This window comes from Thalassospiraceae bacterium LMO-SO8 (assembly GCA_031655335.1).
Taxonomy (GTDB): Bacteria; Pseudomonadota; Alphaproteobacteria; order Rhodospirillales; family Casp-alpha2; genus UBA1479.
Genome location: CP134226.1, coordinates 2,133,942 through 2,151,840, shown reverse-complemented (window position 1 = coordinate 2,151,840; position 17,899 = coordinate 2,133,942). Strand labels below are relative to the sequence as shown.

The 17,899-nt window shown below is 65.6% G+C and carries 21 protein-coding genes; 12 read left to right on the top strand and 9 right to left on the bottom strand.

What is annotated here, in order from left to right; genetic code table 11:
• Window positions 1–2: 2 nt before the first annotated feature.
• The 8 genes from cueR to RJ527_10380 all read left to right on the top strand — a co-directional run bounded on the left by cueR (window position 3) and on the right by RJ527_10380 (window position 5,596).
• The gene (gene cueR, locus RJ527_10415; GenBank protein WND74460.1) at window positions 3–395 is read left to right on the top strand and encodes a Cu(I)-responsive transcriptional regulator; all 393 of its coding nucleotides are present in this window, start codon (window positions 3–5) and stop codon (window positions 393–395) included.
• Window positions 392–868, top strand: a complete 477-nt coding sequence (locus RJ527_10410; GenBank protein WND74459.1) for a c-type cytochrome — start codon at window positions 392–394, stop codon at window positions 866–868. The genes cueR and RJ527_10410 overlap by 4 nt, the downstream gene beginning before the upstream one ends.
• Before the next feature lie 14 nt (window positions 869–882).
• Complete coding sequence (locus RJ527_10405) at window positions 883–1,221, top strand: SHOCT domain-containing protein (GenBank protein ID WND74458.1); 339 nt, start codon at window positions 883–885, stop codon at window positions 1,219–1,221.
• Window positions 1,222–1,266: 45 nt separating this feature from the next.
• Window positions 1,267–1,689, top strand: a complete 423-nt coding sequence (locus RJ527_10400; protein WND74457.1) for a hypothetical protein — start codon at window positions 1,267–1,269, stop codon at window positions 1,687–1,689.
• A 223-nt stretch (window positions 1,690–1,912) separates the two neighbouring features.
• Window positions 1,913–2,572, top strand: a complete 660-nt coding sequence (locus RJ527_10395) for a cupredoxin domain-containing protein (protein ID WND74456.1) — start codon at window positions 1,913–1,915, stop codon at window positions 2,570–2,572.
• Window positions 2,573–2,598: 26 nt separating this feature from the next.
• Window positions 2,599–4,404, top strand: coding sequence for a copper resistance system multicopper oxidase (locus tag RJ527_10390; GenBank protein WND74455.1), 1,806 nt, complete (start codon window positions 2,599–2,601; stop codon window positions 4,402–4,404).
• The gene (locus tag RJ527_10385) at window positions 4,401–5,123 is read left to right on the top strand and encodes a copper resistance protein B (GenBank protein WND74454.1); all 723 of its coding nucleotides are present in this window, start codon (window positions 4,401–4,403) and stop codon (window positions 5,121–5,123) included. Before RJ527_10390 ends, RJ527_10385 begins: the two co-directional genes overlap by 4 nt.
• Window positions 5,124–5,137: 14 nt before the next feature.
• Window positions 5,138–5,596 (top strand): DUF411 domain-containing protein, encoded by a 459-nt coding sequence (locus RJ527_10380; GenBank protein WND74453.1) that lies wholly within the window; start codon window positions 5,138–5,140, stop codon window positions 5,594–5,596.
• 3 nt (window positions 5,597–5,599) lie between these two features.
• On the opposite strand, the gene RJ527_10375 is transcribed toward RJ527_10380, so the two are convergent.
• From RJ527_10375 to RJ527_10365, 3 genes are all read right to left on the bottom strand, one after another.
• Window positions 5,600–6,160 (bottom strand): HNH endonuclease, encoded by a 561-nt coding sequence (locus tag RJ527_10375; protein WND74452.1) that lies wholly within the window; start codon window positions 6,158–6,160, stop codon window positions 5,600–5,602.
• A 155-nt stretch (window positions 6,161–6,315) separates the two neighbouring features.
• The gene (locus RJ527_10370; GenBank protein ID WND74451.1) at window positions 6,316–7,500 is read right to left on the bottom strand and encodes a peptidylprolyl isomerase; all 1,185 of its coding nucleotides are present in this window, start codon (window positions 7,498–7,500) and stop codon (window positions 6,316–6,318) included.
• Between the two features lie 25 nt (window positions 7,501–7,525).
• A complete protein-coding gene (locus tag RJ527_10365) occupies window positions 7,526–8,266 on the bottom strand; it encodes a dienelactone hydrolase family protein (protein WND74450.1) in 741 nt (246 codons plus the stop codon).
• A 102-nt stretch (window positions 8,267–8,368) separates the two neighbouring features.
• Between RJ527_10365 and gluQRS the strand changes: the two genes are divergently transcribed.
• Genes gluQRS through RJ527_10350 form a run of 3 tightly spaced genes read left to right on the top strand, consistent with a single transcriptional unit; the run spans window position 8,369 to window position 11,560 of the window.
• Window positions 8,369–9,262 carry a tRNA glutamyl-Q(34) synthetase GluQRS gene (gene gluQRS, locus RJ527_10360; protein WND74449.1) on the top strand — a complete coding sequence of 298 codons (894 nt, stop codon included), beginning with the start codon at window positions 8,369–8,371 and terminating at the stop codon, window positions 9,260–9,262.
• A complete protein-coding gene (locus RJ527_10355; protein WND74448.1) occupies window positions 9,259–10,062 on the top strand; it encodes a thermonuclease family protein in 804 nt (267 codons plus the stop codon). Before gluQRS ends, RJ527_10355 begins: the two co-directional genes overlap by 4 nt.
• Window positions 10,063–10,087: 25 nt before the next feature.
• A complete protein-coding gene (locus RJ527_10350) occupies window positions 10,088–11,560 on the top strand; it encodes a M48 family metalloprotease (protein WND74447.1) in 1,473 nt (490 codons plus the stop codon).
• 10 nt (window positions 11,561–11,570) lie between these two features.
• On the opposite strand, the gene RJ527_10345 is transcribed toward RJ527_10350, so the two are convergent.
• From RJ527_10345 to RJ527_10330, 4 genes are all read right to left on the bottom strand, one after another.
• The gene (locus RJ527_10345) at window positions 11,571–12,113 is read right to left on the bottom strand and encodes a hypothetical protein (GenBank protein WND74446.1); all 543 of its coding nucleotides are present in this window, start codon (window positions 12,111–12,113) and stop codon (window positions 11,571–11,573) included.
• 203 nt (window positions 12,114–12,316) lie between these two features.
• Window positions 12,317–12,820, bottom strand: a complete 504-nt coding sequence (locus RJ527_10340) for a CarD family transcriptional regulator (GenBank protein ID WND74445.1) — start codon at window positions 12,818–12,820, stop codon at window positions 12,317–12,319.
• A gap of 419 nt (window positions 12,821–13,239) precedes the next feature.
• A complete protein-coding gene (locus tag RJ527_10335) occupies window positions 13,240–13,575 on the bottom strand; it encodes a ferredoxin family protein (GenBank protein WND74444.1) in 336 nt (111 codons plus the stop codon).
• 95 nt (window positions 13,576–13,670) lie between these two features.
• On the bottom strand, window positions 13,671–14,147 hold the full coding sequence (locus tag RJ527_10330; GenBank protein ID WND74443.1) for a TerB family tellurite resistance protein: 477 nt from the start codon (window positions 14,145–14,147) through the stop codon (window positions 13,671–13,673).
• A gap of 96 nt (window positions 14,148–14,243) precedes the next feature.
• Here RJ527_10330 and RJ527_10325 point away from each other — a divergent pair, with 96 nt between their 5' ends.
• Complete coding sequence (locus RJ527_10325; GenBank protein WND74442.1) at window positions 14,244–14,867, top strand: DUF938 domain-containing protein; 624 nt, start codon at window positions 14,244–14,246, stop codon at window positions 14,865–14,867.
• A gap of 12 nt (window positions 14,868–14,879) precedes the next feature.
• Here RJ527_10325 and RJ527_10320 read toward each other — a convergent pair whose 3' ends face one another.
• Together RJ527_10320 and RJ527_10315 are read right to left on the bottom strand one after the other, a co-directional pair.
• Complete coding sequence (locus RJ527_10320; GenBank protein WND74441.1) at window positions 14,880–15,287, bottom strand: RNA-binding S4 domain-containing protein; 408 nt, start codon at window positions 15,285–15,287, stop codon at window positions 14,880–14,882.
• Complete coding sequence (locus RJ527_10315; GenBank protein ID WND74440.1) at window positions 15,284–17,866, bottom strand: helicase-related protein; 2,583 nt, start codon at window positions 17,864–17,866, stop codon at window positions 15,284–15,286. The genes RJ527_10320 and RJ527_10315 overlap by 4 nt, the downstream gene beginning before the upstream one ends.
• Between the last annotated feature and the right edge of the window lie 33 nt (window positions 17,867–17,899).

Genomic DNA, 17,899 nt, shown 5'->3' with positions numbered 1-17,899 from the left:
CCATGAACATCGGTGAAGCAGCCAAGCAGTCGGGCCTGCCAGCCAAGACCATCCGCTATTACGAGGAAATCTCCCTGGTCGTGCCGGGGCGCAGCGGCAACGGCTACCGCGCCTATTCGCCGACCGACGTGCACAAGTTGCAGTTCGTGCAGCGCGCGCGGGGGCTCGGCTTTTCCGTCGAGGACTGCCGCGCCCTGCTGTCGCTTTACGAGGACGACCATCGCGCCAGCGCCGACGTGAAGGCGATCGCCGAAGGGCATCTTGCCGGGATCGAGGCCAAGATCGCGGAACTCAAAGCCTTGCACAAAACGCTGAAACATCTGGTCGACACCTGCCACGGCGACAGCCGCCCGCATTGTCCCATCATCGACGGCCTGGCGGGACCGGACCATTGACGGCGGCACGCCGCAAATCCTTGTGGGCGACTGCCGCCCTGGGCGCGGTGACGCTTGGCGGTGCTGCCTGGTTATGGCTGCCCCCCGGCGGCGGCACGGTGATCACACTGCGCCCCGATGACGCCGCCGTCGTCGCCCTCGGCAGGACGGTCTACGGCGACCACTGCGCGAACTGCCACGGAACGGGCCTGGAAGGACAGGCGAACTGGCGCGAACGCCTGCCCACGGGCCGCCTGCCCGCCCCGCCCCACGACCGCACGGGCCATACCTGGCACCACCCGGACGCGCAGTTGTTCGACCTGACCAAACGCGGCCCCGCCGCCGTGGTCGGCGGCGCCTACGAAAGCGACATGCCCGGCTTCGCCGGCGTTCTGTCCGACGACGAGATCATCGCCGCGCTGTCTTATATCAAGAGCACCTGGCCGGAGCGCATTCGCCAGCGCCACGACGATATCAACCTTCGCACCAAATAAAGGAGCATCCGAAAATGACCACTATTACGCGGTTTCGCATTTCCCTACTGGCTGTCCTCGCCATGATCGCCGGGTCGGGCCAAGCCCTCGCCGATCAGAGTTCCGGTGGCGTCTACTACGGACATCCCATGTGGTCCGGCGGTTGGGGTCATATGTTCATGGGCTGGGGCATGATGGCCGTTTTCATGATCGCGGTGATCGTGATCGTCCTATTCCTGATCAAAGGGTTCACCGGCAGTGACCGCGCGCCGTCTTCCACGGCCATGGATCTTTTGAACGAACGCTACGCACGGGGTGAAATCGACACGGCGGAATACAACGAACGCAAGAACACGATTTCGGGATCTTCCTGAGGTTTTGTTGAAGACCCCATGACATAGGTGGTAAGTTTTCCCGTGATGATGATGGCGATCCGAAATGCAGTCCTGAAATGTGGCGTACAGCACGTGTTCGTCGCGCTGCTCGCCATCGCCGTCCTTGCTGCGGGTACCGGGATCGGACATGCGGCGATGCAAGCGGGCGGACAGGCACATCATAGCCAAGCCGCCGCACCGGATCATGACGGCGACCCTTCGGCTGAATTAGCCCAGCAGGCTGACTGCCACGGTCCCGCCAAAACCGCCTCGGTCGACAGATCGCCAAAGAACAGCACGATGCACGGATGCTGTGCCAGCGCGTGCTTCCCGAGCATCCCCGTCCAGGAGTTCGATCACACCGCCGGCCTGACGTTTTCCGTCGAACGGCTGATGCCGCGGTCGGATCAAGCCATCGTGGTCAATGCCCTGCACGGGCTTTTCAGGCCTCCAAGGCGTCACGGATGATTTCCGTGCGCTCGGACCGGGCGACGTAACACCCGACAACCTCCCTGATGTTGCGCGCCCCCAGGCAAGCAAGGCGGAATCCATGAATCCGACCGTGCACACCGCTTTCAGCCGATAGCGGCAAGCCCGAGCAGACCAAGCGGAAATCCATCGCCGCGGCGGGGCCACGCCCCTGCCATTCGCGCATCCACGTGATTTCAGCTGATAAACAAGGACCACGATCATGACGACTTCCAAGAAAACATCATCCCGCGCCGCCTGTGCATTGCTTGCCGCCGTTCTCGGCATGGGAACGACGCCGGCGTGGTCCGGCGCCGGCCAGCCCGGTCACGGTCACGACGCCGCCCCCGCCCAAGGACATATGATGGGCGGTCAAGGCATGCCCGGCCAGATGATGGGGACCCAAGGCATGCCCGGTCATCACGGCGCCGCGCCGGCCATCGGCGGCCCGGGCAAGGCCGCAGACGTAACCCGCACCATCGACATCACCATGCAGGACAATTTCTACGAACCCGCGGAGATCGCCGTGAAGGCGGGCGAGACCGTGCACTTCAAGATCGTCAACAAGGGCACCCTATTGCACGAATTCGGGCTGGGCACGGCGGCCATGCATGCCGCCCACCAGAAGGAAATGATGGTGATGATGGAGCACGGCATGATCGAGGCCGACCGCGTCAACCATGAGCGCATGAAGATGAGCCACGGCCCCGGCCAGATGGCCATGAGCCACAGCCACGGCGCGGACCAGGGCAGCGTCCTGGTCGAGCCCGGCAAGTCGGCGGAGATCATCTGGAAATTCCCCAAGGAGGCGACGCTGGAATTCGCCTGCAACGTTCCCGGCCACTACGAGTCGGGGATGATGGGTCCCATCAGGATCAAATGACGACGCAATCGGGAAGGAGCGATTTCATGAGACGTCTCATGCTCGCCGCCCTGGCGGCGATCCTGCTGGCCCCCGCAACCGCGCGGGCCGGCACCTACGACCTGACCATCGGCACGGCGGCGATCAACGTCGCCGGCAAGGACCAGACGGCGATGACCATCAACGGTTCGATCCCCGGGCCGGTCCTCCGTTTCAAGGAGGGCGAGGACCTTGTCATCAACGTGACCAACACGCTGGCCGAAGACACCTCAATCCACTGGCACGGCTTGATCCTGCCCTACCAGCAGGACGGCGTGCCGGGCATCAGCTTTCCCGGCATCAAGCCGGGCGAGACCTTCACCTACCGCTTTCCGGCGCAACAGGCGGGCACCTACTGGTACCACAGCCATTCGGGCATGCAGGAGGCCGTCGGCATGTACGGCGCGCTGGTCATCGAGCCCAAGGCGCGCGAGCCCTTCCGCTATGACCGGGAGCATGTGATCGTCCTGTCGGACTGGCACCCGGACGACAGCCCGCACAAAATCCTGTCGAACCTGAAGATGTCCGCCGACTACTACAATTACCAGAAGCGCACCCTGTCGACCTTCGTCGATGACGCCGGGAAGATGGGCCTCGGCGCGGCCCTCGCCGACCGCATGGACTGGGGCGACATGCGCATGCTGCCGTCGGACATCGCCGACGTCTCGGGTTACGTGTTCCTGGCGAACGGCCGCAATACCGAACAGAACTGGACCGGCCTGTTCAAGCCCGGCGAACGGGTGCGCCTGCGGTTCATCAACGCCGCCGCGATGACCTTCTTCGACGTCCGCATTCCGGGACTGAAGATGACGGTGGTGCAGGCCGACGGCAACAACGTGCGGCCCGTGCCCGTCGACGAATTCCGCATCGCCGTCGCCGAGACCTATGACGTGATCGTGCGGCCCACCGAGGACAAGGCCTATGCGGTGCTCGCCGAAAGCATGGCGCGCACGGGCTTCGCCCGCGCCACCCTGGCCCCGCGAATGGGCATGGCCGGCGACATTCCGGCGAACCGTCCGAAACAGTATCTGACCATGGCCGACATGGGCATGGCCCATGGCGACATGGCCGGCATGGCCGGCATGGACCACGGGACCATGGGCCAAGGCGCGACGCACACAATGCCCGACGGTTCCACCATGGCCGGGACCCGCCACGAAGGGCAAGGCATGACCCACGCCATGCCCGACGGCACAACGATGAAAGGGGAAAGCCACGCCGGCCATTCGATGCCGGCCCAGCCGACCCACACCATGCCTGACGGCGCCACGATGGCGGGCATGGATCATTCGGCCCATGGGGCACCGGCTTCCGGTGATAAGGCCGATCCGTTCTACGCACCCGGCAGCGGCCTGATGCCCAAGGCCGCCGAGGGCGGCAAGTTTCTGTCATACGCCGACCTGAAGGCGATCAAGCCGCTCTACCCCGACCGCCCGGCGGCGCGGGAGATCGAGGTCCGCCTGACCGGCAACATGGAGCGCTACGTGTGGTCCATCAACGGCGTCAAATATTCCGACGCCGAACCCATCCGCCTGAAGTTCGGCGAACGGGTGCGATTCAAGTTCGTCAACGAGACCATGATGACCCATCCCATGCACCTGCACGGCATGTGGCAGATCCTCGACAACGGATCGGGCAAGTACAACCCGGCCAAGCACACCATCTCCATCGCGCCGGGCAAGACGGTCGAGGCCGACATCGAGGCCGACGCCGAAGGCGAATGGGCGTTTCACTGTCACCTGATGTATCACATGGCGACCGGCATGTTCCGCAAGGTCGTGGTCGAACGCGAGACGGCGGAGGCGGTGCGATGAAAAACTTCATCCTCATGATCGCGGGCGGCCTTGCGGTGTCCATGACCGCCTTCTCCCCCGGCGGCGCGAACGCCGCCGGCATGGACGATGACATCTACTGGCACGTCCAGGCGGACCAGGCGGAGTACCGCATCGGCGACGGCGCGGACGTCCTTGCCTGGCAGGGCAACGCCTGGATCGGCAACGACGATCACCGCCTCGCCTTCAAGACGGAGGGCGAAAACCCCATCGGCAAGCGCCTGGAGAAGGCGGAGTTTCAGTTCCTCTACCGGAAACCGATCTCCGACTTCTTCGACGTCAATGCCGGCATCCGCCACGACCTGCGCCCGGACCCGGACCGCACCTACGGCGTGATCGGCATCCAGGGCCTGGCCAAGCAGTTCGTGGAGACCGACGCCAACCTGTTCGTCAGCGAAACGGGCGACGTTTCCGCCCGCTTCGAGGCGGAGGTCGACTGGCTGATCACCCAGCGTCTGGTGCTGCAGCCCCTGGTCGAGGTCGACTTGGCGTTTTCCGAGGACCGGCGCATTCATTCCGGGGCGGGGATCAACACCGTCGAGGCCGGCCTGCGCCTGAAATACGAAATCCGCCGTGAATTCGCGCCCTACATCGGCCTGCATTACGAGCGCAAGTTCGGGGCCACCGCCAACTTCGCCCGCGACGAGGGCGAGGACACCGACGCGCTGCGCTTCGTCGCCGGCGTCAGTTTCTGGTTCTAGGAAAGGAAATACGAATGAACTTCAAGGTCATGCGCGCCGCAGTGGCGGCGCTTGCCATGCTTGTGCAGCTGCCCGCCATGGCGGCGGCGGCCGAGGTCACCGTCTACAAGTCGCCCTATTGCGGCTGCTGCGGCGCCTGGGTGGACCATATGAAAGCCAGCGGCCATACCGTGAAGACCATCGAGATGGAGGACCTGACCGGCATCAAGAAGATGACCGGCGTGGGCGACCACCTTCAGTCCTGTCACACGGCGGTCGTGGACGGTTACGTCATCGAGGGCCACGTCCCGGCGGCCGATGTGGCGCGCCTGCTGACCGAGAAGCCCAAGGCGCGCGGCCTTGCCGTGCCTGGCATGCCCGTGGGCTCGCCCGGTATGGAGGGCCCCAATCCGGACGTTTACGACGTTCTGTTGTTTCAGGCGGACGGAACGGCGGCGGTCTACGGCCGCCATCAGGGGAGACAGGCGCCGTAGCCCCTAGGGCTCCAACTCCGTATCCCAGTACAGGAAATCCCGCCAACTTTCGTGCAGGTAGTTGGGCGGGAAGGCGCGGCCGTTTTCCTGCAACAGAAAGTTGGACGGCTGTTCCGGTTCGCGCAGCGGCACCATGCCGCACTGCCGGGGCAGGCGGTGGCCCTTTTGTAGGTTGCAGGGCGCGCAGGCGGTGACCACGTTGGACCACGACGTGCGCCCGCCGCGGGCGCGCGGGATCACGTGGTCGAAGGTCAGATGATCGGCCGGGAAATGCTCGCCGCAATACTGGCAATGGAAGGCGTCGCGCAGGAACACGTTGAACCGGGTGAACGCCGGGCGCCGCCCCATGGACACGTATTCCTTCAGCGCGATGACGCTGGGCAGGCGGAATTCCTGGCTGGGAGAATGGACGATCCGGTCGTATTCGGAGACCACGTTGACGCGGTCGAGAAACACCGCCTTGAGGGTATCCTGCCAGGACCATAGGGAAAGGGGGAAATAGCTCAACGGCCGGAAGTCGGCGTTGAGAACGAGAGCGGGACAGCTTTCGGCGGAAGCGCTCACGGGGTCGAAACCTCATATCTCCTACCTGATGGCGCGGAGGATACTACATATTGCGATTCTTCGCCAAATGTTCCCGCCATGAAACTTTTCTGACAGGGAACCTGACCGTCCGGTTACAGATTTCGGACAGACGACGGGGCCTCTGGGTCCCGGAACTATTTGTAAAGATCGGCGACGACGCGCACGGTGGCCATGCGTTCCGGTGCCTTGGGCCGGTTGGCGGGCTTCAGCGCTTTCAGATGTTGCATGCCGGCAACGACCCGGCCCCAGACCGTGTATTTGCCGTCCAGGGTCCGCGCCGTGGGGCCCAGGACGAAGAAGAAGCGGCTGTCGGCGCTGTCGTGATCGTTCTTGAGGCGCGACATGCCGACCATGCCTTCGGTGAAGGGGGTGGACGAGAATTCGGCGGCGATGGCCGTGCCGCTGCCCCCGGTGCCGCCGGCGCCGCCCGGCGTGAACGACGGGTCTCCGGTTTCGGCGACGTAATCCTGACGCACGAAATGGAAGGCCAGGCCGTCATAGAATTGCTGACGCACCAGCTGCTTGATCCGCCGCACATGCAGAGGGGCAAGACCGGGCAGAAGTTCGACGTAGACCTTGCCCGCGGGCAGGTCCACGACCAGCAGGTTTTCCTTGTCCTTGTTCTCCAGGAACGGCGGCAGGACAATCAGGCGGGTTTCCTTTTGCGGATATGGGGCGGCTTGGAGCGTGCCGGCCCCGCCGTCCGCAAGCATGGTCACCATGAATTCGATGGCCTGGCTCATTCCCGGCGAGCGCGCATCCGCGAAGGCCGCGCGGCGGGTGGTAACCTGATAGACCTGGCCGCTGCGCACGTCGGCGATGCCGAACCGGGACTGCACGACGACCACGCCCTCGACCACCGCGACCTCGGTGCTGCCGTCCTTGACCAGAACGTCGAACTGGGTGCCGCGGATGCCGATGGTCGCCGTCGGCGTCTTGATCAGAAAGTCCATGGGCACGCCGGCGGAGGCGAAACGGATCGCCCCCGACATCATGCGGAAAGCGCCGGTGACCTTGTTCCGGTCACGGCCGTAGACCAGATCGTCCAGGATCAGTTCGGAATTTTCACCGATGGTCAGCGACGACTGGTCGGCCAGCCGGATGTCGATGGCGCTGCGGCTTTTGGTGATGACGGTTTCGTTGGCGACCAGGCCGTCGCCGGTCTGCACCGACTGGCCGAACGACCGGGTGACGACGTCGTTGACCACGCGCTTCGCCGTGCCGACGTTTTCCGCCGCCATGGACGCACCTGGGAAGGCGAGCATCCAGCACAGGGCAAGCGGCAGACAAAGGATGGTGAAAAGGCGGGAAGCGTTCATGAGGCGATCTTGGGTTCGGTGCCGTCTAGGACGTGCGGCCGGCAACCTCGAGAACGTCGATATCGAACATTTCGGCCAGGAACTCCATGCCCAATTGGATGCCCATGTCGTCGAGGCCATGGCCCAGGTCGGGGCTGAGGTAGGCGGCCACGGGCACGCCGGCCGCCTTCAGGGTGTCTTCCGCATGGTGCATCAGGTCGGGCGGCACGACGGGGTCCGCCTCGCCATGCATGAGCAGGACCGGCGGCTTGGACTTGATCTCGGACGCCAGAAGCTCACCGCCCACCAAGGCACCGGAATAGCCGATGATACCGGCCAGCGGCTTGACCCTCCGGGGCCCGACATGCAGCGCCATCATGGTGCCCTGGGAAAAGCCGATGATCGCCATCTTGCTTTCGTCCAGACCGAGTTCGGCCAGCAGGTGGTCGATCAACGCGTTCAGGATGGGGGCCGCCATCTTGACGCCCTCAAGCTTCTTTTCCTTGGACGGATCGGCAAGGGAAAACCACTGGAAGCCCATGGGTCCGCCGTCGAAGCGGAAGGGCGCGTTGGGCGCGATGAACACGGCCTTGGGCAGGACCCGCCCGAAATAGGTCGCAAGATTGATCAGATCGTCGCCGTCGGAGCCGACGCCGTGCAACAACAGCACGACCTGCTCCGGTTTGGAGCCGTCGCGCGGCAGCACCATGGGGCCCGTCAAATGCGGGATGTCCTCTTCCTTGGGAAGATCGGGCGCGAGTTTTGCGGGCTTCTTGATTTTGCTCATGGCGGCGGGCTCGTCTAATCCATTACGTGAACGGTATTATGGCTGGTACCGGTTCACCTTGTTACCCCAGAATGGTTAACGAATGGTGCCATAAGGCGCCAAATGCCGCAGAAAGGGCCGATAGACATCTCCATGGCCGCCAACACCACCGTCACCCGCTTCGCGCCGAGCCCGACAGGCCGTCTGCACCTGGGCCATGCCTTTTCGGCCTGGGTCGCCTGGACCCAAGCGGCGGCAGGCGGCGGGCGGTTTCTGTTGCGGATCGAGGACATCGACCGGGGCCGCTGCCGGCCCGAGTTCGAGGACGGCATTATCGAGGACCTGCGCTGGCTGGGCCTGACCTGGGAAACGCCGGTGCGCCGCCAGTCGGATCATCTTGAGGACTATGCAACGGCCCTGGATCGCCTCCGGGACCAGGGGCTGATCTATCCCTGCTTCTGCACGCGCAAGGACATCGCGGCGGAGATCGCCGCCGCCGGGCACGCCCCGCATGGTCCCGACGGTCCCCTGTATCCCGGCACCTGCCGCGCCCTCGACCCGGCCCGGGCCGACGACCGCATGGCGGCGGGCGAGGCTTACGCCCTGCGCCTCAAGACGGACACGGCGGCGGCGGCGGCCGGCCCCCTCGCCTGGACCGACCTGGACCGGGGCGAGCAGACCGCCCGGCCCGAACGGTTCGGCGACGTGGTGCTCGCGCGCAAGGACACGCCGACCAGCTATCACCTATCCGTCACGCTGGACGACCACATCCAGGGCGTGACCTGCGTGACCCGAGGCCTGGACCTGTTCGAGGCGACCCACGTCCACCGCCTGTTGCAGGCGCTGCTGGGCCTGGACACCCCCGCCTACCGCCATCACGGCCTTCTGGCGGGGCCGGACGGAAAGCGTCTGGCCAAGCGCGACAAGGCGGAGACCATCGAAAGCCTGCGGGCAGGCGGACATTCACCTGCTAACGTATGGGCCATGGCCGGTGTATCGGCGGAGGCAATGCCATGAAGTTCACGACCATCCTGATCGGATTTGTTTTATGGGTCGCCCCGGGGGTCGCCCCGGCCGCCGACCAGGACGCGCTGACACCCGGCGAACAGGCCGTGGTCGCCGCCGTGGTCGACGGCGATACGGTGTTCCTCGACCGGGATATCGTCGGCGCCTCGCAAGTCCGCCTGACCGGCATCCAGGCCCCAAAGCTGCCCTTGGGCCGCGTCGGATTCAAGGAATGGCCGCTGGCCAAGGAATCCAAGGCGGCGCTTGAGGCCGTCCTGATGAACCAGCCCGTGCAGCTGTTTTACGGCAATGCCCGCATGGACCGCCATGGGCGACTTTTGGCCCATCTGATCGGACAGAACGGCATTTGGGCCCAGGGCGAGATGCTGACGCGCGGCATGGCCCGGGTCTATACCTTCCCCGACAATCGAGAGCGCGCGGCCGAGATGTACCGGCTGGAAGCCGCCGCCCGCGCGGCCGGGCGCGGCATCTGGGCCCATCCGTTCTACGCGGTCCGCGCCGCCGATCCCGCGGCCCTGGCCGGCGACATCGACACCTTTCAGATCGTCGAAGGCCGGGTCATCGACGCGGCCGACGTGCGCGGCGTGATCTATCTGAACTTCGGCGACAACTGGCGCACGGATTTCACGGTCCGCATCGGCCGCAAGGCGGCGCGCCTGTTCAAGCGCGCGGGCCTGGGGCCGGATGCCTATCAGGGCCGCGAGGTGCGCGTGCGCGGCTGGCTCAAGACCTGGAACGGCCCGATGATCGAGGCCAGCCACCCTGAACAGATCGAGGTTCTGGCAAAGTAGCGCCGTTCCTCCCTATATTGCTGATATGCGCCCGCTGATTTCCGCCCTGACCCTGATCGCACCGCTGCTGTTCGCCGCGGCCTGCTCGACCAATCCCGCGACGGGGGAGCAAAGCTTCACCGCCTTCATGTCGGAAACCGACGAGTTGCGCGTCGGCGCCGAGGAACATCCGAAAATCCTCAAGGAAATGGGCGGGACCTACAAGAACCCGACGATCCAGACCTATGTCGACTGGGTCGGAGAGAAACTGGCCAAGGCATCGGACCGGCCCGACCTGAAGTTCACGTTCACGGTCCTGAACGATTCCAACATCAACGCCTTCGCCCTGCCCGGCGGCTATGTCTACATCACCCGCGGCCTGATCGCCCTGGCCGAGAACGAGGCGGAAATGGCCGGCGTCCTGGCCCATGAGATCGGCCATGTCACCGCGCGCCACACCGCGCAGCGCTATTCGGCCACCATGGCGACCAACCTGGGGCTGATCGGCGCCAGCATCCTGGGTTCCGTGTTCGGCGTGCCCGGCGACCTGAACCGCCTGGCCGGCCAGGTCGGCCAGATCTACCTGCAATCCTATTCCCGGGAACAGGAATTGGAGGCCGACATGCTCGCCGTGCGCTACATGTCCAAGGCCGGCTACGATTCCAGAACGCTCGAAACCTTCTTCCGCAAGATGGCGCAGCACACCTCGATCACCCAGCGCGTGCGCGGCCGCCCGGACGAGGACCCGGCCGGCAACATCATGTCGACCCATCCGCGCACGTCGGACCGCATCGCCCAGGCCATCACCCTGGCCCGGGTGCCACCCAACGCCGACCCGCGCGTCGGGCGCGAGGATTATCTGGCCCGCATCGACGGCATGCTGTGGGGCGATTCGCCGGAGGAAGGCGTGGTCCGCGGCCGGGTGTTCGAACACCCGGAACTGCGCTTCCGGTTCGAGGTCCCGGCCGGTTTCTACCTGATCAATTCGCCGTCCCAGGTCGCCGCCCACGGCCCGGACCGCACGGTCATCCTGTTCAATCAACTGATGCAGAAGGAAGCGGCCCAGGTCCGCGACATCCGGGGGTACGTTTCATCATGGGGCGGCGGACGTCTGCGCGGGGTCGAACGCATCGACGTGAACGGGCTGGAGGCCGCGACGGGGAGCGCGCGCACCGATACCTCGGAAGGCGTGCGGGACGTGCGCCTGGTCGCCATCCGTTTCGCCAAGGATCGCATCTATCGCTTTCTGTTCCTGACCCCACCCGAAGCGACATCACGGCGCAGCGAGGATCTGCGCCGCGTGACCTACAGCTTCCGCGCCCTGACGGAGGCCGAGGCCAAGGCGGTCAAAACCCTGAAACTGCGCGTGCTGACGGTCAACCCGGGCGACACCCCGGACAAGCTGGCGGGCATCATGCCGCTGGAATCCTACAAGCTGGATTGGTTCCTGGCGCTCAACGGCCTGGCGCCGGGGGACAAACTGACGCCGGGTGCCAAGGTCAAGGTCGTCGCGCCGTAAGGGCGCATGCTCACAAGATCAGATAGAGGGCTTCCGTCTCGGTCTGCACCGATCCGAAAATGACCACGCCGATTCCGTAATTGGCGGTCTTGCCGTCCGGTGAACAGGGGAAAAACAAGGTCGTCGACTGTTTGTAGCGCTCGGTCGGCGTGCCTTGATCGAACACGACCGCACGGCGGGCGAAAAAGGGGCGGCAGGCCGCGATGGCGCGGTAATGAAGCGGGAAATAATGCGTGGCGCCGTCACTGCCCGTGTAGACGTCCTCGACGTAACGGCCCTGAAGAACCTTGCCGTAATGTTCGTCGATGGCGGTGCCGGAAAACTTGACCAGCATGCCCCGCTCGACCCCGCCCCGGTAATCGTGGACGAAGATATGCGGGGCCAGATGCGGGACCTTCATCAGGTCGATGGTTTCGTAGACCGGCAACGCACGGCCACCCAGCCCCGCGATGATGAAATCGCAGAACTCCCGCACCATGGACACATCCGTCAGCGCCGCGACACGGTCGCCGACGGCGGCAAGCCCAAGACTACCGGGTGGCGTCTCCGTCACTGGCGTGCTCTCCCCATTCCCCGGAGAGAGCATATCTTTTTATGCGAAAAGGTGGAGAACTTATTGGTCTGTGCACGCGACTTTTCGCCGCCGGCATCCCCCGGAAACGGAAAACGGCCGGGCTCCGCCTCCGCAAGGAGATCGGAAACTCCGGCCGTTTGCCTTAACGGTCGCCCGGCTGGCGGGCAACGCCCTGCCTGAAATCAGGCGGCGCGCAGAACTTTTTCCAGCTTTTCCGTGGCCTTTTCCACGTCCGTCTTGTCGACGGCCGCCAGTTCCGCGGCCAGACGGTCGCGGGCGGCTTCGTAGATCTGGCGTTCGGAGAACGACTGGTCGGGCTGGCCCACATTGCGGTGCAGGTCGCGCACGACCTCGGCAATGGACACGGGATTGCCCGAATTGATCTTGGCTTCGTATTCCTGGGCCCGGCGGCTCCACATGGTGCGTTTGACGCGCGCCCGGCCTTTGAGGGTGGTCATCGCCTCTTCCATGATCTTGCGCGTCGACAGCTTGCGCAGGCCCGAGGTCGGGGCCTTGGACACGGGAACCCGCAGGGTCATCCGGTCCTTATCAAAGGAAATGACGAAAAGATCGAGCTTGTGGCCCGCGATTTCTTCGGTTTCGACGCCGATGACCTTGCCGACGCCATGCGTCGGATAGACGACATAGTCGCCGGTATCGATCTGCAGTTCTTCTTGTTTGGACATAGGTGAGGTCAACTCCGATATTACCCTTCTTGTCATTGGGCGGCCCAGGCCCGCCGCGGCCCGCTCTCCCTGACGATTACGGTCCGGCGGCATGCTTCAGAGAGTATAAGAACCGCCCGGCGACACCGAACGTGGCCGCTGACCGATCCAATCCTGAAGCGGGCGGCTGTCTTCCCCGGCAGGCGCTTTGGCGCCCATCCCACAGCCGAATGTTGGCCGTAAAAATCCCCCCGGACGGACAGATGGGCGTTTCCGAGGGGACATAGACCTTAAGGCCAACAATTGATGACCTTAACATAAATGGCGGACAAAAACCACCCTCAGGTTCGCAAGTGCACAAATTCCGTGCATCCGGCGGGAATCCCGCCGGTTTCGGGGCAATCGGGGCCGCGCGCCCGGCGGGCGGGCGCGGGGGCGGATCAGCTGCCCTTGCCGGGATTCGAGCTCAACAGCTCTTTCTTGCCGTCCTTGCCGTTCCAATCGTCGGCATCGGCGGGGCAATCCCCCTTGGAGGTGATGTTCGGCCACTGGGTCGCGAACTTGGTATTGATCTCCAGCCATTCCTCGACGCCGGGTTCCGTGTCGGGAACGATGGCTTCGGCCGGGCATTCGGGCTCGCAAACGCCGCAGTCGATGCATTCGTCGGGATGGATGACCAGGAAGTTCTCGCCTTCGTAGAAGCAATCCACGGGGCAGACTTCCACGCAGTCCTGGAATTTACACTTGATGCAGTTCTCTGTGACGATATAGGTCATTGCGGGCTCCGTAAGGTCGATTAAGTGCGATAAATCCAGAAAGCCGTTAGGCCAAGCAAGCAATAAGTTTGCGAAATATCGGCAAGGGCATCTACTTACGCCCTATCCGCGCCATGCTCAAGCCGCGCCAGGGCCCGTTTGCGGGCGGCGCCGCTGTCGCGATCGGACACATGCAAAAGCCCCGCGACCCGGCGCGCCAGGTTGGCCTCGAAATCGTGCAGGCTGCCGTCCGCATAGGCCACGGCCCAGACCATCTCGAGAATCCTGACCCTGTCCTCGGGCGCCATGCGCTCCTTGATGGTGCGGGTCATTCCGTAGAACTCGACCGAGGTGTCGGCATGTGTCTTGGCATCGGCGATCAGGGCATCCGCCTCGCCGTCATCCAGATTGAATTCCTCGGTCAACAGGCCGCGGATGGCCGCTTCCTCTCCCGCGTCGAAATCGCCGTCGAGGGACGCCGCCTCGACCAGCAGCAGCGCCGTGGCGGCTTCCAGTTCGCGGGCGCCGGCCTTAGGCGCGGTGACCGCATCGGCGGAAAGGCGGTCGGCCCAGGATTTCAATTTGGCAAGCATGGAAGTCAGTTAGCACGCAGGGGCGATCCCCTCAACCACAGCATAGTTGCGGGTTTTCCTTGCCCCCGCCGATCCCCCCTCCTAAACCTCGGGACCATGACCTCATCGCCCGACGATCCCCGCCTGAATTTTCCCGCGACCGGCCGCAATCAGGCCGCGATCCTGGAGGTACTGGCCCGCGTGCTGCCGGCCGAGGGCCGGGTGCTGGAGGTCGGATCCGGTTCCGGCCAGCATATCGCCGCCTTCGCCGCCGCCCTGCCCCATCTCGGCTGGCAGGCCTCGGACCCGGATCCCAATTACCGGGCGTCCGCCGATGCCTGGGCGCGCCAGGCCGGGCTGGGCCTGCCCCCGGCGCTCGACCTGGATGCAACCCGCCATCCCTGGCCGGTCACCGGCGCGGCGGCGGTCATGTCCGTGAACATGATCCATATCGCGCCCTGGGCCGCTTGCTTGGGGTTGCTGGACGGCGCCCGTGACATCCTGCCCGAAGGGGGCGTGCTGTACCTGTACGGCCCCTTCGCCGTCGGCGGCACCCACACGGCCGAAAGCAACGCCCGCTTCGACGCCAACCTGCGCGCCGAAAATCCCGACTGGGGGGTGCGCAACCTGGACGACGTGGCGCTGGAAGCCCGCGGGCGCGGCCTGCATCTGGTCGAGACGGTGCGGATGCCGGCCAACAACCTGTCGGTGATCTTCAGAAAACGCGCGGGCATGGCCTAGGCGTTTTTACGCTCAGGCGTCCGCATCCTCGCCGCGCAGGCGGTCCGTTTCCCGCCGTTCGCGCTTGGTCGGCCGGCCGCTGCCCGCATCCCGCAAGGCGACCTTGCCCGGCCGGTCGATGTCGGCGGCATTCTTCGGCGGCGGTGGCGGCGACAGGTCCTCGTACAATGCCTGGGCTTCGGCCGCCGGGCCGCGCCGCGCACCCATGTCCAGAACCTTCACGACCTTGACCCCCGCCCGCATGGGAAAGGTCAGCACGTCGCCCACCTTCACGGAATAATGGGGTTTGGCGACGGTCACCGTGTTGACCCGCAGCTTGCCCGACTGCACGTACTTGGTCGCCAGCGAGCGGGTCTTGAAGAACCGCGCGAACCACAGCCACTTGTCCAGGCGCAGATTGCCGCCGCCTCCATCCGTCATGACAAAACCAGATCCTTCAGCTTGGCGAAGGGGGAATGGGGGTCGATCTTGGGGGATGGCGCCGACGCGGCCGCGCTCGTCTTGCTCTTCCCTTGGCCCTTAACCTTGGCGGTTTTTCCTTTGGGCTTGCCCGCGCCCGCGCCGTCCGGCGCGGGCCGGCGCGCCGCCGGGCGGAAGCGCAGGGCGCCCTCGACCTCCCGGCCCTTGAAACCGAGACCCCGGAGAATCTGCGCCATGTCGGCGGCGGTGCACCCGGCCAGGGACAACAGGTCCGGCGCGGCCTCGAACCCATCCTTGCCGCCCGCCTTGGCCATCTCCCAGGCCTTGGCAGCGATGCGCTCCACCATGTCGATACGCAGCGCCGTCTTGCCGAACCGGCGGAACCCGACCTGTTCCCAATAGTCCCCGGGCAGCCGCCCGGCCGGCACGGAAACCCGCCCCGGTTGGGGCGGCGGCACGGGACGGCGGCCCTCGGCCAAACACCACAGGAACCCCCGCATGGCGGCGGGGGCCGGGCGGACCAGGGCGGGCAGAAACACGGTCTCGCGGCCGATGCGGATGCCCGCGGCGCGCAGGTCGCGGCGGGCGTCCTTGACGATCAGGGCAAGCTGTTCGTCGACCTGGGCACGTGGCAGCGAGCCGTGGGCTTCGCGCAGGCGGAACGCCAGGCCCTTGGCCGGCCCCGTGAGGACCGCCTTGTCGAGGGCCAGAAGATCGCGGAACAGATGCGCCAGATGATCCGCGACCCAACGCTCCAGCCGCCGGGCGACCCGGTCGCGGCCCTGGGCGTCCAGTAGGTCCGAGGCCGTCACCCGCACGGCAGGCCGCAGCAGGGTCTCGCCCTTGACCAGCCGTCCGACGGGAATGCCGTCCCACAGGATCGTGCCCGCGTCGGGGCTGTCGAGCGGCGCCAGGGCGATGTCCTTGTCCGCCGCCTGTTCCAGGGCCTGGACCCGGCGGCGGAATTCGCCCTTCAGCGCCCGGCCCGCCGCCGCCGCGATGGCCTTGCCGGCGGCGTCCCCGCCGGCCCCGCCCGCGTCGAACAGAAACCCCTTGAGATGCCCCACGGGATGGCCTTCGACCACCACGTCGCCCGACGCCGTGACCGCCGCCATCAGGTCCGGCGTGTCCTTCAGCTTCATCATCAGATGCGCCGTGCTTTTGTCGACGAAGCGCTGGGTCAGGCGGTCGTGCAGGGCATCGGACAGCCGATCCTCGATGGCCCGGGTGCGGTTCTGCCAATGCAGGGCATCGCCGAGCCAGTCGCCATGGAACGACACATAGGTCCAGGTGCGGATATGGGCGATGCGCTGGGTCAGGGCATCGATGTCGCCGTCCGTGCGGTCCAGGCGCTTGACCTGACCCGCCATCCAGTCCTCGGGCAGGCGGCCTTCGGGGCCGGTCAGGTATTTGTAGATGGTCGCCAGCAGGCTGGCATGGGCGTCGGTCATCACGCCCTGGAAATCGGGCACCTGACAGACGTCCCACAACAGGCGCACGGCCTCGGGCGTCTGGGCGCGGTCCATGACCGTTTCGTCGCGCAGCAACAGGGCCAGGGCCTGTTCGTCCTCCGCCGCGCGGGCGCGGATCAACCCGCCCTTGGGCGCCGGGCGGGTCAAGGTGTGCTTCAATGCATGGACCGAGGCGAAATCCAAATCGCCGTTGCGCCAGTAGATCTTGGTCAGGGGGTCGAACGTATGGCCTTCGATGGCTTCGGCCAGGTCCGGGTCGAGGGCGCGTTGATCCGCCGTCGTGCCGAAGGTGCCGTCGTTCATCGCCCTCCCCGCGCGCCCGGCGATCTGCGCCAGTTCGGCCGGCGCCAGGTTACGCCGGTGACGGCCGTCGAACTTGGAAATTCCGGCGAAGGCGACATGGTCGATGTCCATGTTCAGCCCCATGCCGATGGCGTCGGTGGCGACCAGGTAATCGACCTCGCCCGCCTGATACATGGCGACCTGGGCGTTGCGGGTGCGCGGGCTCAAGGCCCCCAGAACCACCGCCGCCCCGCCCCGCTGACGGCGCACCAGTTCGGCCAGGCCGTAGACCTGGGCGGCGGAGAACGCGACGACGGCGGAGCGCGGCGGCAGGCGCGTGACCTTCTTATGCCCCGAATGGCGCAGCACGCTCATGCGCGGGCGGGTCATGAATTCGGCCTCGGGCACGAGTTGCTGGATCAAGGGGCGCACGGTCTCCGCGCCCAGGAACATGGTCTCGAACCGCCCGCGCGCCTTCAGCAGCCGTTCCGTGAACATGTGCCCACGGTCCGGGTCTGCGCACATCTGGATTTCATCGACGGCGAGGAAATCGACCGGCCGGTCGAGCGGCATGGCCTCGACCGTGCACAGGAAATAGCGCGCCCCTTCGGGCAGGATCTTTTCCTCGCCGGTGATCAGCGCGACCTGACCCTTGCCTTTCTTCTTGACCGCCCGGTCGTAGTTTTCCCGGGCCAGGAGCCGCAGCGGGAAGGCGATGATGCCCGACGGATAGGCGAGCAGGCGGTCCATCGCCAGATGGGTCTTCCCGGTGTTGGTCGGGCCCAAAACGGCGATGATGCGCCGACGCTGCGTGGAGAGTTCCATGACCCCCTAAATGTCGCCTCGACGGCGGCCCGG